Genomic DNA, 12,833 nt, shown 5'->3' on the forward strand with positions numbered 1-12,833 from the left:
TGATAGAGAAAAGCGAGGTTGGGCCTCGCTTTTCTTTTTTGGGGAGCTAAATGTTTTTTACTTCTAAGCCAGCTAGCTGATGCCAATAGCCATTGCATTGGCGGCTTTCAAGTTTTTCAGGGTTGTCGCCGTGCTCGTTTGAGCGAAAATGCTCTAACTCAGAAAGTGTACTCACACCGAGAGGGCTTAATCGGACCACATCAACCAGGCCTTGCATACTTGGTAAGTCATTGATCAGGTTATAACAATACCCTGATTGCGTTTGAATGCCGTTAAGGTTAAAGACTTCTTGTCCTTCTTGGCTGCTGACCTGGATACCCGTAGGGTATTTGATACAGCAGGTTTCGCAATCGTCTTTCGCTAGGTTTTCAGCTCGGGCTGTGAAACAGCGAGCGGAATATGCTAAAGGCAAATAACCGTGGCTAAATACCTCAACTTCAAACTTGTTACGAATACCAAGCTCGTCACACTGAACCAAAGTATCGTTTAACCATTCGCGAGAGAGCTCGACAGGCATGCACCAACGCATCATACCTTGCTTCAAAAATAAGTTGAGCGTGTGTGCGTTATAAGTATTGATTGCAGGGCCAACGACGAAAGGCACTTTATGCTCTGATGCCAATTGAACAGCAGATACGTCATTTGCTTCAATCGCGAAGTCACCGTTGTCGATGTACTTCTTCATTATGTTTACTTCACTCGGAGCTTCTAGTAGTGCCATTGTTGATAGCACCACTTGCTTGCCAGATGCAGACAGCTCTTTTGCTATTTCAAGCCAATGCGAAGGCTTCATTTCTCGACGTTTTGAGCATACGGTTTCCCCAAGATAGATGATGTCCGCGGAGCTTGATTTCGCTTGTTCATAAAACGCTTCGATGTCTTGTTTTGGCCAGAAGTACAACAGCGGGCCAAGCGCGTATTTCATTGAATTATCCATCTTAACCTCTACTGCCATTTGCGGTGATAAGCACCAAGTGTGGTCTGCGTACCTTCAGACACGTTTGCCAATGCGGCATCCCAAGCCGCTTCGACTTGATAAGCTTCTGGGTTTGCTTGGTAACGGTCAATCGCGGCTCGCCATGTTCGAGTGACTTGTTCTACGTAAGCTGGGCTACGTTGGCGACCTTCAATTTTTACAGACGCCACATTTGCAGCAAATAGTTCTGGCAGCATAGAGAGGGTGTTCAAACTGGTTGGTTCTTCCAGTGCGTGGTAGCGTTTTTTCTCGCCTTCGATTTCTGCTTCGAAACGGCCTTTACACAAGGTAGGGTAGCCCGCATTTTCACCGGTGCTGTAGCGATCGATCAAAATGTCGTTAAGGCGGGATTCCAGACCATTTTCTGTTTCTTGCCAGCGAACGTACTTAGCTGGAGAGCATGCTCCCACAGTGTTTGGAGACTCGCCTGTCATGTATGACGATAGGTAGCAGCGACCTTCAGACATGATGCAAAGGCTACCAAAAGCAAAGACTTCTAACTCGACATCGCTAGTGATGTTGCGTGAGAGCTGTTTGACCTGATGAATCGATAAAACGCGGGGTAGCACTACCCGTTTTACGTTGAAGTTTTGTTTGTAAAAATCAATGGCTGCGACGTTGGTCGCTGATGCTTGCACTGAAAGGTGTAGTTCCAGATCGGGATATTTGCGAGCCGCGTACTCCAGCACTGCAATGTCTGCAACAATCAGCGCGTCTACACCCAGTGCCGCTGCATTGTCTACTGCGTTCGTCCAGCGCTCGAAGCCATTGGGATGAGCGAAGGTATTCAACGCGACATGAATTTTTTTATTGCGGTCATGAACGTATTGCACCGCTTTTTCTAACTTTTTGCCGTTAAAGTTGAGGCCAGCAAAGTGACGGGCGTTGGTATCATCTTTGAAACCAATGTAGACGGCATCGGCACCGCAATCAATCGCAGTTTTTAACGCAGGCAGGTTACCCGCGGGACACAAGAGTTCCATATGCTCACAATCATTGAGAATAAAAAGGTGTCCGCATTTTATGAAGAATTATGAATAGCGAAATTGACCTAAGTTAGGTTTAGCTCAATAAAGTCGATATTTACCCCTTGCGAGTAAGGGTATCGGGTCGGGGTTAGTTCTTGTGACGACGATTCTGTACAAACAGCTCTTCAATTTCATGTTTTGGCTGCGGGCGATAAAAATGGAATCCTTGAATCGCATTACATTGAAGGTTAGAGAGCAAAGTAGCTTGCTGGTGGGTTTCCACCCCCTCGGCAACGACAGTTAAGTCGAGCGACTTACCCAGATTAATGATGTTTTCAATCACAGTGACTTGTTTCGGTAGTGTGTCGATATCATTAATAAAAGCGCGGTCGATTTTTAGCTCGTCAATAGGGAAACGCGCTAAGTAGGAAAGAGAAGAGTAGCCGGTACCAAAGTCATCGATAGAGAGAGCGAAGCCAAGCTTTTTAATCGCATTCAACATCTGCAGTGTATGTTCGCTATCACTCATCACGGCACTTTCGGTTAGCTCGAAGGTAATGCAGCTTGGATCAAGCTCGGTAGTGCGAAGCAGCTTTTCCATAAAGTCGATCAGCTGTGGGTTGCCAAATTGCTCGGGAGAGAGGTTGATGGCGACACGGCCTGGCAGTATGCCTTGTTGCTTCCAACGTTTTACCGTATTGAAAACATCACGCATCACGACACGTCCAAGGTGTTCGATTAACCCAGCGCGCTCGGCGACAGGAATGAATGAGCCAGGACTAATGTACCCTTCGACTGGATGCTTCCAACGAACGAGCGCTTCTGCGCCGTTGATACTGAAGTCTCGCGCGTTAACCTTAGGTTGATACCACACTTCCAAACCGTTCTGCTGCAATGCTTTTTGCAGTTCGATTTCAAGCCACAAACGCATACGCGCTTCTTTGTTCATTTGATCGTTAAATTTGATCAGACGATTTCTACCACGATCTTTGGCTTCATACATCGCAGTATCGGCATTTTGTAGTAGGATTCGTGCATCTTGTCCGTCTTCAGGGTATCGAACGCTACCAATTGAACAGGCAAGGCGTTTGCTGAAGTGGTGCAAGTCGAAAGGTTGGTTGATCAACGAGATAATGCGATCGGACAAAATTTCAGCCATGCGGGTATTTTCTGGCTCCGGCAGAATGACGCCAAACTCATCGCCACCCAAATGACCAATAATCGCTTGGTTTGGTAGTAACCGTTTAAGACGGGCCGATACCTCTTGAATCACTTTATCGCCAATATGGTGACCAAGTGAGTCATTAATGTTTTTGAAGTTATCGATATCCAAATAGAACACCAGAAGCGGTGTTTGCTTTTTGATCAGCTGTTCCAAACGTTTGGTGAAGCCAAAGCGGTTGTAGAGTTTGGTGAGCGAGTCAATGTGTATGTCTTCATTCGATGCAGAAGACAGGTTTTTGGGCGCATCATCAGCATCTTGAATTAGGATAATTTGAGATTCGCTACCTAATATCGCCGTGGAATCCGCGTGTAGCTGAACTTTCCGTTCAAAGCCGCATCTTGCACTGGTTAAGCAGACAAAAGGTTTGTCAGAAATTAATGTACTCAATCGATGACTAAATACCTTTTTACTGTTTTCATCGATGAATAAACGACTTAGCTCTTCGCCCAACAATTCATGAGGAGAGTTAAGTCCGAGAAGGCGCGCTGATGCGGGGTTCGCAGAGATGACAATATCATCTTCGATAAGCAGTAAGCCGTCTGGTAGCAGTTGTGTTAACTTCGCAAACTTACTTTCGGACTCTTCTAAGGAGCGAACGAGTATCTGCTTTTCTGAAGTATCGACAGCGTGAAAAACAACAAAGCGAATGTCGTTACCTTCAAAAACTGGCGAAAGACTAAAGTGAAGACTGGTTTCAAGGTCGGTTTCATCGAGCGTGATTTCGGCTTCGACATGTGCCCCTTTGAACGCGCGCTGATAGTATGGTGCAAGCTTCTTATAAAACTGTTCACCCAGCACTTGGCAATCGTTTAAGCCGACGATTTCCTCATGACTTAAACCTGCGATATCGCAGTAACGGTCACTTACCATTCGATAATTGTGTTTTTTATCAAGAATGGCAAAGAAGAAAGGGCTATTTGAGGTTAGCGTGGCAAACCAATGTTTTAATTGCTGGGAAGGCATTAGGGTATTACCGATCTCCAATGAGCCAGATTATTCGTCCGTGTATAAAAAGCGACACCCTGATAAGCCTGCGGCGGTCTACCACCAAGCTAAAGTGTTACTTGCCATTAAAGGGCTCGCGGTTTTAGCTGTGCAGTCGACAATCACATGGATACGCTCAGATAACTATAACTTTGAAAATACGGTTGTAAAAGTGTTTATCCACCTGTTCGCATCAATAATACACGTAAGTTCAAAAAAAGAAGCGTTAGTGAGCAATAAACCACCAATCTAAAATAAGCACTTTATTGATACATAACAGTAATCTCATCGCCACGATTGCTTAATATAAGCAACCTAATGACAAAGTAACGGATAATGAACGTGTTAAACAAGATTCGCAGTCAACTAGTAAAGAACGCAGCTAATATTTTGCGTTCTCCAGTCCAGTTATTACCACAGCCAATTCAGCAAAAAGCGTTGCTAGAAGGGCTAAAAATGGTGTTTAAAGAAGCCTTGGAAGATGGTGACTTTGAGTTCCTTGAAGACAAGTGGTTAAAAGTTGCGATTAAAGACTTGAACTTAGCATGGTACATCAGCTATCAAGACGAAAAATTGGTGGTAGCTGAAAAACCAGTTCAGGAAGATGTGAGTTTTAGTGGTAATCTAAACGACCTAGTACTGATTGCTGGTCGTAAAGAAGACCCTGACACACTGTTCTTCCAACGTCGCCTTTCAATTGAAGGTGATACTGAGCTTGGCTTAGAAGTGAAAAACTTAATGGACAGTGTCGACTTAGAGCAGTTACCGAAAGCAATGCAAGTCGCTTTGAATCAATTGGCTGATTTTGTTCAGAAAGGAGTTCAAGCGCCTGCACAACCAACCGGAGTAGCGAATGCTTATTCGAACTGAAGCCCCAGCGGACATTCTTACCATTGACCGCTTATTGAAACACGCCTTCCCGACGGAAGCTGAAGCTGAGCTTGTGATGCGTTTGCGCGAAAACAGCAAATTCACGCTTTCCTTAGTCGCGTGTACAGATGAGGGAGAGGTGATAGGCCATGCTTTATTTAGCCCTGTGACCTTAAATGGTGAAGATTTGTCATGGCAAGGGCTAGCGCCATTAGCTGTTCATGAAGATTACCGTCGCCAAGGCATCGCTGCAGAGTTAATCAAAGAAGGTTTTGATTCACTGCGTGATTTTGGTTACCCAGTGTGTGTGGTGTTGGGCGATCCTGATTATTACGCGCGCCAGGGTTTTCAATCATGCGACGAGATGGGCTTTGAATGTGCTTGGGATGTCCCTAAAGGTGCATTTCGAGTCGCAGAGTTGGTCGAAGGTCAATGTGCTGGACGCTCCGGACGCATAGACTATGCGCCAGAGTTCTCTGAACTGTAAATGAAAGAAGCCCACGACTAAGTGGGCTTCTTTCTTATTCACTGAAAACTGAGATAGGGAGGTTAGGATGACTGGTTACTTTTCTTTTTGCCCCAGACCTCTATTTTCGCTTTTTTACTTACCCCTAGCAGGCTAAGTTTTGTGCTTCCCCAGCTACTGTAAGTCATTTCAATCCGTTTTAGCTTGGCTTCTTTTGTACCTGGAAGGCTCCAGGCACGAGTCGACAATCCGCTTGTTAGTACGCCCATAGAGGAAAGCTTTTTCTCACTACCATCTGTCATGACGACTTTTAAACCATTCATGTCTACCGTTCCTTGCACACATTTTAGTTTTATTTTACTGAAGCTTCGGTTTCGGAATAGGCTATTTGGTGTCACGGTATCTGTTTCTGTATGAAAGTTAACGGTTTTCGTTGCAATCAGCTCCCACTCATCGCTGTTATTAGCAAAAACACTCACGCTGGTGGCGGCTACCAGTGTGCAAAGTAGTAGCGTATTTAAGAATTTCATAATGTACCTCATATGTCATACCCAATGTGTGGCCGTTGGCAAAACGCTATGTTCAGGAATATCCAAATCATCTCATTGTGTTCAGGTGTTCCTTGAAGTCCTTTAGGTATAATCGCGATAATTTGATAGGATTGCCCTCGTTCAAATAGGTGACGGAAAATGTCAATTAACGAGAAACAGTATTTACGTGAAATGGGGATCAGCACATGGGAGCTGGTACACCCTGAAAGACTGGAAGGCTATCAATCGCCATTATTGGATTTGCAAAGTTCATGTAAACTCCTATTGGTATCGCCAATATGTCCAGAAAACGAGACGGCATTGATGTTTGAGCGCGTATTAAAAAGCATTAAGCTCACGCTTGATGATGCGCTACACCTAGAGCCTGAGCGCTTATCCATGCTGGGTGAACATCAGCTAGAGTGGGTGTGGTTTGCAGGCTGTGAGGCTGATCAAAGCATCAAGGCAAAGCACCTGACCTCGCCACTATTACAAGATATTGATGGTAATAACGAACAGCGCCGCGCATTGTGGCAACAAATCTGTTCGTACTCTTCTTAACGGAGCTAATGCGTGACAATTGAAATTACGCCGATGCGTGCAGAGCACCTCGACCAAGTTTGGCAAATCGAGCAGCAAGCACATTCTCACCCTTGGGCCGAATCTTTGGTTCGTGACTTATCCAGTCGCGGTGCTTGCCATCATGTGATGCTGGAAGGCTCTCAAGTGGTTGGTTACTTCTATGGACAGAATATTGTTGGAGAAGTGACACTATTAAATATTGCAGTAGCGCCTTCTCAACAGGGCAGAGGGCTAGGGCAAAAATTGCTGGACGCGTTTATTGAATACTGTGAACAAGCCAAAGCAGAGAGTGCTTGGTTAGAAGTGCGTGAAAGTAATCACCCAGCTATCCATATTTATGAGCAAGCAGGTTTTAATGAAGTGGACCGTCGTTACAACTATTACCCAGCTAAATCGGGAAATGGTAAGGAAGACGCCATTATCATGAGTTACTTATTTTTGAGTTAGTTTTAGGCCGTTACTAATTACCTCATCAACACTTATGCTTTAAATGCGTATCCGGATTCGAGGCTTTTGAATATGTAATAATAATTTTTTGAATTTTTACATCTCTTTGTGTGGAGCTGGCTTTCCCTTGTTAGTTGCAGGTAAAGGCTGGTGAGCCGAGTAAATTCAGTTCATGTCTTTCCAGTTTGCTAGCACAGCGATAATAAGCGAGAATACCGCACAATATCGAATAGTAGATATGCTTGCCTATTTTGTGAGCATGAAAGTAATTTAGAAGATTAACTAATGTCAAATCCCCTTTTTTTAGGCGAAGTGTCTAAGCGCAGAACGTTCGCTATTATTTCTCACCCGGATGCGGGTAAAACCACCATTACTGAAAAAGTACTGTTATTCGGAAACGCGATCCAAAAAGCAGGTACGGTTAAAGGTCGTGGTAACGCACAGCACGCAAAATCAGACTGGATGGAAATGGAAAAGGAACGTGGTATCTCGGTTACTACTTCTGTAATGCAGTTCCCTTACAACGATTGTCTGGTAAACCTACTTGATACGCCTGGACACGAAGACTTCTCGGAAGATACTTACCGTACTCTAACGGCAGTTGACTCATGTCTGATGGTTATCGATGCAGCGAAAGGTGTTGAGGACCGTACTCGTAAACTAATGGAAGTTACACGTCTACGTGACACGCCAATCGTAACCTTCATGAACAAACTTGACCGTGACGTTCGTGATCCAATGGAAGTATTGGATGAAGTAGAAAACGAATTGGGCATGATGTGTGCGCCAATCACATGGCCAATCGGCTGTGGTAAAGAGTTTAAAGGTGTTTACCACATTCACCGTGATGAAACGATTTTATACGAATCAGGTCACGGTCATGAGATTCAAGAAGTTCGAATCATCAAAGGTCTCGACAACCCAGAGCTTGATGAAAAAGTTGGTGCAGGCCTTGCGGAAAGTGTTCGAGAAGAGCTTGAGCTTGTCATGGGTGCTTGCCCTGAGTTTGATTTGGAAATGTTCTTAACAGGTGACCTGACGCCAGTTTACTTCGGTACTGCATTAGGTAACTTTGGTGTGGATCATATGCTAGACGGTCTAACTGAATGGGCTCCAGCGCCGAAAACTCGTCAAGCGGTTGAACGTGAAGTTGAAGCGACTGAAGAGAAGTTCTCTGGTTTCGTATTTAAGATCCAAGCGAATATGGACCCAAAACACCGCGACCGTATCGCATTCATGCGTATTGTATCGGGCACTTACACGCAAGGTATGAAGATGAACCACGTTCGTCTTGGCAAGCAAGTGAGTATCTCTGATGCAGTAACCTTTATGGCTGGTGACCGTGCACGTGCAGAACACGCTTACGCCGGTGACATCATTGGTCTACACAACCACGGCACTATTCAGATTGGTGATACCTTTACGCAAGGTGAATCACTGAAGTTCTCTGGTATTCCGAACTTCGCTCCGGAACTATTCCGTCGTATTCGCCTGAAAGATCCATTAAAGCAGAAGCAGCTTCTCAAAGGTTTGGTTCAGCTATCAGAAGAAGGTGCGGTACAGGTATTCCGTCCTCTACAGAACAACGATCTGATCGTTGGTGCCGTTGGTGTACTTCAGTTCGATGTTGTTGTGGCTCGTTTGAAATCTGAGTATAACGTTGAAGCGATTTATGAAGGCATTAACGTTGCAACTGCTCGTTGGGTTGAGTGTGGTGATGCGAAGAAACTGGATGAGTTCCAACGCAAGAATCAAGCGAACTTAGCATTGGATGGTGGTGATAACCTAACGTATATCGCCCCAACAATGGTTAACTTAAACTTGGCGAAAGAGCGTTTCCCTGACGTTGATTTCCGTGCGACGCGTGAGCACTAATTTGCGCGGTTAGGGTAAGCCTTAACGCAAACTAGATTTTAAAACGCCCTTGGCTATAAACTTAGCCAAGGGCGTTTTTATATAAGGATAAGATATGAATTGGTTTAAACGTGGGCTAAAGCGTTACGACAACTGGTGTAAAGAGATGGGGTTAACTCCCGATCAGAAACGCAGTTGTGTCCCATATCGAAAAGACCCAGCCCATCAAACTGAAGAGAAGAGTGAAGCCCAACCATCCTCTGATTTTCTGCCCGCAGATACAGATAAAAAGCGTCAAGATGAAGCTCTTTGATACGCACTGCCACTTTGATTTTGATGTGTTTCAAGATGACTTTGCACATCAACTTGAGCTTGCTCAAACGCAAGGCGTCGCAAGAATTTTGATTCCTTCCGTCGGTCCGCAAAACTGGGCTCGTATTCAAACTTTGGCAGAGCAACATGCCAATTTGTATTATGCGCTCGGCTTTCATCCGTATTTTCTTGAAGATAACGTTGAGCAGCACCTCACAGAGCTAGAAGGCTATCTAAATCAAAAAGGGCAGCAGTGCGTGGCAATAGGAGAGTGTGGTTTAGATTTTGCCATTGATGTTGATCCACAGTTGCAAGAAAAGATACTTGAAGTTCAATTTGAGCTGGCTAGACGCTTCGAACTCCCAGTTATTTTACATAGCCGAAAAGCGCACAATCGCCTCATTCAAATGGTGAAAGCGGCGAATCTCCCTAGAGGTGGTGTGCTACACGCTTTTTCTGGGAGTTATCAGCAAGCCATGGAGTGGGTCAAATTAGGTTTTTTTATCGGTGTAGGAGGAACGATTACCTACCCAAGAGCCAAGAAAACACGCGACGCAATTCAAAAATTACCACTCGAAAACCTAGTAATCGAAACAGACGCACCAGATATGCCTATACTTGGATATCAAGGGGAGTCAAATCACCCAGCCAAACTCATTCACGTCTTTAATGAGCTCGTAGAGTTGCATAACGGCCGAAAGCAATCGATTGCCTCTCAACTGTGGAAAAATAGCAATTTTGCTTTCTCGATATGTGAATAAAATCTAAAGATGTGGTTTGAAATCGAAAACGTTTTCCTGCTTATTGTGAATTAACTCACAAAGCTGGTTGAATCAATCATGAATCTTATAGGAAAGTGTGAGGCTGGCATTACTTTAATTGATTCTGCATGAGTATAATTGCCCCCGCTTTATAGCTCCATTTTGTAACACGCCAATAAATAACTTATAAGGAAGTCATAAACTATGAGCCTGTTTATGAGCCTAATCGGTATGGTAGTGCTTCTTGCGATTGCAGTGGCATTTTCTAACAACCGAAAAGCTATCAACTTTAGAACTGTGGGTGGCGCATTCGCTATCCAATTCGCATTAGGTGCATTTGTTCTGTATGTACCTTGGGGCCGTGATCTACTAAACGGTTTCTCTTCAGGTGTTTCTAACGTTATCAACTACGGTAACGATGGTTCATCATTCCTGTTCGGTGGTCTTGTTTCTGACAAGATGTTCGAAGTATTCGGCGGCGGCGGTTTCATCTTCGCATTCCGTGTTCTTCCTACACTGATCTTCTTCTCTGCACTGATTTCAGTTCTTTACTACATTGGCGTTATGCAATGGGTTATCAAGATTCTTGGTGGCGCACTACAAAAAGCGCTAGGCACTTCTCGTGCGGAATCAATGTCAGCGGCAGCTAACATTTTCGTAGGTCAAACTGAGGCACCTCTAGTTGTTCGCCCATTCGTTCCAAAAATGACTCAATCAGAGCTATTCGCGGTAATGTGTGGTGGTCTAGCTTCTGTTGCTGGTGGTGTACTAGCTGGTTACGCATCTATGGGTGTTCCACTAGAGTACCTAGTTGCGGCATCATTCATGGCAGCACCAGGTGGTCTACTGTTCGCTAAAATCCTTCACCCAGAGACTGACCAGCCTCACGAAAGTATCGAAGAAGCGATGGACGGCGGTGACGACAAACCAGTTAACGTAATCGACGCAGCTGCGGGCGGTGCGGCTTCTGGTCTACAACTTGCGCTTAACGTAGGTGCAATGCTAATCGCATTCGTTGGTCTAATCGCGCTAATCAACGGTATGCTAGGTGGCATCGGTGGTTGGTTCGGCATGCCAGAACTAACACTAGAGCTAATCCTAGGTTACGCGTTCTCTCCACTAGCATTCCTAATCGGTGTTCCATGGGCAGAAGCTGTAACAGCTGGTTCATTCATCGGTCAGAAAATCGTAGTGAACGAATTCGTTGCTTACTTGAACTTCACACCATATCTAGGTGAAAACGCTCAAGTAATCGCGGCAACTGGTGAAGTAATGTCTGAGAAGACAACAGCTATCATCTCATTCGCACTATGTGGTTTCGCGAACCTTTCTTCTATCGCGATTCTACTTGGTGGTCTAGGTAGCCTTGCACCAAACCGTCGTAGTGACATCGCTCGCATGGGTGTTAAAGCAGTTCTTGCAGGTACGTTGTCTAACCTTATGGCAGCGACAATTGCAGGCTTCTGCTTAAGCCTTGCAGCACTATAATTAGAATCGGTTCTTAATATATAGACGCCGTTTTACATCATGCCCTGTAGCAAGAGATTGCTGCGGGGCATTTTTCGTTTTTCGGGCTCCAAAATTTCATCGGGTGTTTGCCTTAGTCGAGGTATTACGCAGTCAATGGAATAGGGGCTAGGAAATTTTGAGATACAAACCGTTTGCGCTCTATTTGGTGCTACAGTTTTGCGGTGAAACTCTATAATGTATTAATCACAGGATAGTGGTTAAGCTTGATTCTTAATCACGTAATGAATATTACATAATCGATGGGCAAATGAATTGCCCTGCAATATCAGATCTAATAGGCGTTTTGCTTTGTGATGTGATATTAAAGACACCGCAATCATAGATTGTTGTGCCATAGGCCAAACTGGTACTGTGCGGTGACAAGGATAGCAATTGGCATATGATAAATTTTCGCTGTATATGCCGAGTCTTCAGGGAACCAAGTCCGTTCATTAATAGACTGTTTAGCCATTTACTCACATTGTCTCGACTTGTTGATTATAGTTAAAGACGTGATGTAAGGCTGAGTAGTGAATTTTTTGAATATTGATCGGAGATAGAAATGAGCGATTTAAAAGCAGCAGCGCTACGTGCACTTAAACTTATGGACCTAACTACGTTGAATGACGATGACACTGATGCAAAAGTGATCTCACTATGTCATGACGCGAAAACAGCAGTAGGCAACACAGCTGCAATTTGTATTTACCCTCGCTTTATTCCTATTGCTAAGAAGACACTTCGTGAGCAAGGTACGCCAGAGGTTCGTATTGCAACAGTAACGAACTTCCCACATGGTAACGACGACATTGAAATCGCAGTTGCTGAAACAAAAGCGGCGGTTGCTTACGGTGCAGACGAAGTTGACGTAGTTTTTCCTTACCGCGCGCTAATGGCGGGTGATGAGAAAGTAGGCTTCGAACTAGTTAAGCAATGTAAAGAAGCTTGTGGTGACATTCTTCTTAAAGTGATCATCGAAACAGGTGAACTAAAAGAAGAAGCACTAATCAAGAAAGCATCTCAAATCTGTATTGAAGCAGGTGCTGACTTCATTAAAACTTCAACTGGTAAAGTGCCAGTAAACGCAACACCAGAATACGCTCGTATGATGCTTGAAGTTATTCGCGACATGGGTGTTGCAGAAACTGTTGGTTTCAAACCAGCAGGTGGTGTGCGCACTGCTGAAGACGCAGCAGCATACCTAGCAATGGCTGACGAAATCCTAGGTGACAACTGGGTTGATGCTCGTCACTACCGTTTTGGTGCGTCTAGCCTGCTAACCAACCTACTAAATACATTAGAAGTATCGGACGACGTCGCTGATCCAACAGCGTACTAATTCCAATAAT

General features: G+C 44.7%; 14 protein-coding genes. 9 read left to right on the plus strand and 5 right to left on the minus strand.

Features of this window, described 5'->3' with window-relative positions; all coding sequences use genetic code 11:
- Nucleotides 1-46: 46 nt before the first annotated feature.
- The 3 genes from R7P72_RS11335 to R7P72_RS11345 all read right to left on the minus strand — a co-directional run bounded on the left by R7P72_RS11335 (nt 47) and on the right by R7P72_RS11345 (nt 4,132).
- A complete protein-coding gene (locus R7P72_RS11335) occupies nt 47-925 on the minus strand; it encodes a U32 family peptidase (protein ID WP_005380107.1) in 879 nt (292 codons plus the stop codon).
- A gap of 20 nt (nt 926-945) precedes the next feature.
- Nucleotides 946-1,959 (minus strand): peptidase U32 family protein, encoded by a 1,014-nt coding sequence (locus R7P72_RS11340; RefSeq protein ID WP_005380110.1) that lies wholly within the window; start codon nt 1,957-1,959, stop codon nt 946-948.
- 133 nt (nt 1,960-2,092) lie between these two features.
- The gene (locus R7P72_RS11345) at nt 2,093-4,132 is read right to left on the minus strand and encodes a bifunctional diguanylate cyclase/phosphodiesterase (protein WP_005380112.1); all 2,040 of its coding nucleotides are present in this window, start codon (nt 4,130-4,132) and stop codon (nt 2,093-2,095) included.
- Nucleotides 4,133-4,495: 363 nt separating this feature from the next.
- On the opposite strand from R7P72_RS11345, the gene R7P72_RS11350 reads away from it, so the two are divergent.
- Entirely contained in the window at nt 4,496-5,023 is a 528-nt protein-coding gene (locus R7P72_RS11350; RefSeq protein ID WP_005394645.1) for an SCP2 domain-containing protein, read from the plus strand.
- Entirely contained in the window at nt 5,007-5,510 is a 504-nt protein-coding gene (locus tag R7P72_RS11355) for a GNAT family N-acetyltransferase (RefSeq protein ID WP_005380119.1), read from the plus strand. Before R7P72_RS11350 ends, R7P72_RS11355 begins: the two co-directional genes overlap by 17 nt.
- A gap of 62 nt (nt 5,511-5,572) precedes the next feature.
- On the opposite strand, the gene R7P72_RS11360 is transcribed toward R7P72_RS11355, so the two are convergent.
- Entirely contained in the window at nt 5,573-6,019 is a 447-nt protein-coding gene (locus tag R7P72_RS11360; protein WP_005380120.1) for a hypothetical protein, read from the minus strand.
- Between the two features lie 159 nt (nt 6,020-6,178).
- Here R7P72_RS11360 and R7P72_RS11365 point away from each other — a divergent pair, with 159 nt between their 5' ends.
- From R7P72_RS11365 to R7P72_RS11390, 6 genes are all read left to right on the plus strand, one after another.
- The gene (locus R7P72_RS11365; RefSeq protein WP_005380121.1) at nt 6,179-6,580 is read left to right on the plus strand and encodes a DNA polymerase III subunit psi; all 402 of its coding nucleotides are present in this window, start codon (nt 6,179-6,181) and stop codon (nt 6,578-6,580) included.
- A 12-nt stretch (nt 6,581-6,592) separates the two neighbouring features.
- On the plus strand, nt 6,593-7,048 hold the full coding sequence (gene rimI, locus R7P72_RS11370; protein ID WP_005380122.1) for a ribosomal protein S18-alanine N-acetyltransferase: 456 nt from the start codon (nt 6,593-6,595) through the stop codon (nt 7,046-7,048).
- 285 nt (nt 7,049-7,333) lie between these two features.
- Nucleotides 7,334-8,923: a peptide chain release factor 3 gene (gene prfC / locus R7P72_RS11375; protein ID WP_005380123.1), complete on the plus strand. Its 1,590-nt coding sequence runs from the start codon at nt 7,334-7,336 to the stop codon at nt 8,921-8,923.
- Between the two features lie 94 nt (nt 8,924-9,017).
- Nucleotides 9,018-9,215, plus strand: a complete 198-nt coding sequence (locus R7P72_RS11380; protein WP_005380125.1) for a DUF5363 family protein — start codon at nt 9,018-9,020, stop codon at nt 9,213-9,215.
- Nucleotides 9,202-9,975 (plus strand): TatD family hydrolase, encoded by a 774-nt coding sequence (locus tag R7P72_RS11385; RefSeq protein ID WP_005380129.1) that lies wholly within the window; start codon nt 9,202-9,204, stop codon nt 9,973-9,975. The genes R7P72_RS11380 and R7P72_RS11385 overlap by 14 nt, the downstream gene beginning before the upstream one ends.
- A 204-nt stretch (nt 9,976-10,179) precedes the next feature.
- A complete protein-coding gene (locus R7P72_RS11390; protein WP_005380131.1) occupies nt 10,180-11,463 on the plus strand; it encodes a NupC/NupG family nucleoside CNT transporter in 1,284 nt (427 codons plus the stop codon).
- A 358-nt stretch (nt 11,464-11,821) separates the two neighbouring features.
- On the opposite strand, the gene R7P72_RS11395 is transcribed toward R7P72_RS11390, so the two are convergent.
- Nucleotides 11,822-11,956: a hypothetical protein gene (locus tag R7P72_RS11395; RefSeq protein ID WP_005391675.1), complete on the minus strand. Its 135-nt coding sequence runs from the start codon at nt 11,954-11,956 to the stop codon at nt 11,822-11,824.
- 90 nt (nt 11,957-12,046) lie between these two features.
- Between R7P72_RS11395 and deoC the strand changes: the two genes are divergently transcribed.
- Nucleotides 12,047-12,823, plus strand: a complete 777-nt coding sequence (deoC, locus tag R7P72_RS11400; RefSeq protein WP_005380133.1) for a deoxyribose-phosphate aldolase — start codon at nt 12,047-12,049, stop codon at nt 12,821-12,823.
- Nucleotides 12,824-12,833 lie beyond the last annotated feature (10 nt).

It is taken from the genome of Vibrio sp. Vb0888 (assembly GCF_033338835.1).
Classification (GTDB): Bacteria; Pseudomonadota; Gammaproteobacteria; order Enterobacterales; family Vibrionaceae; genus Vibrio; species Vibrio alginolyticus.

Bases quoted from the DNA above. Each gene is read 5' to 3' on its own strand.
- R7P72_RS11335 (WP_005380107.1), bottom strand. From the start codon at position 925: ATGAAATACGCGCTTGGCCCGCTGTTGTACTTCTGGCCAAAACAAGAC.
- R7P72_RS11340 (WP_005380110.1), bottom strand. From the start codon at position 1,959: ATGGAACTCTTGTGTCCCGCGGGTAACCTGCCTGCGTTAAAAACTGCG.
- R7P72_RS11345 (WP_005380112.1), bottom strand. From the start codon at position 4,132: ATGCCTTCCCAGCAATTAAAACATTGGTTTGCCACGCTAACCTCAAAT.
- R7P72_RS11355 (WP_005380119.1), top strand. From the start codon at position 5,007: ATGCTTATTCGAACTGAAGCCCCAGCGGACATTCTTACCATTGACCGC.
- R7P72_RS11360 (WP_005380120.1), bottom strand. From the start codon at position 6,019: ATGAAATTCTTAAATACGCTACTACTTTGCACACTGGTAGCCGCCACC.
- R7P72_RS11365 (WP_005380121.1), top strand. From the start codon at position 6,179: ATGTCAATTAACGAGAAACAGTATTTACGTGAAATGGGGATCAGCACA.
- prfC (WP_005380123.1), top strand. From the start codon at position 7,334: ATGTCAAATCCCCTTTTTTTAGGCGAAGTGTCTAAGCGCAGAACGTTC.
- R7P72_RS11380 (WP_005380125.1), top strand. From the start codon at position 9,018: ATGAATTGGTTTAAACGTGGGCTAAAGCGTTACGACAACTGGTGTAAA.
- R7P72_RS11385 (WP_005380129.1), top strand. From the start codon at position 9,202: ATGAAGCTCTTTGATACGCACTGCCACTTTGATTTTGATGTGTTTCAA.
- R7P72_RS11390 (WP_005380131.1), top strand. From the start codon at position 10,180: ATGAGCCTGTTTATGAGCCTAATCGGTATGGTAGTGCTTCTTGCGATT.
- R7P72_RS11395 (WP_005391675.1), bottom strand. From the start codon at position 11,956: ATGGCTAAACAGTCTATTAATGAACGGACTTGGTTCCCTGAAGACTCG.
- deoC (WP_005380133.1), top strand. From the start codon at position 12,047: ATGAGCGATTTAAAAGCAGCAGCGCTACGTGCACTTAAACTTATGGAC.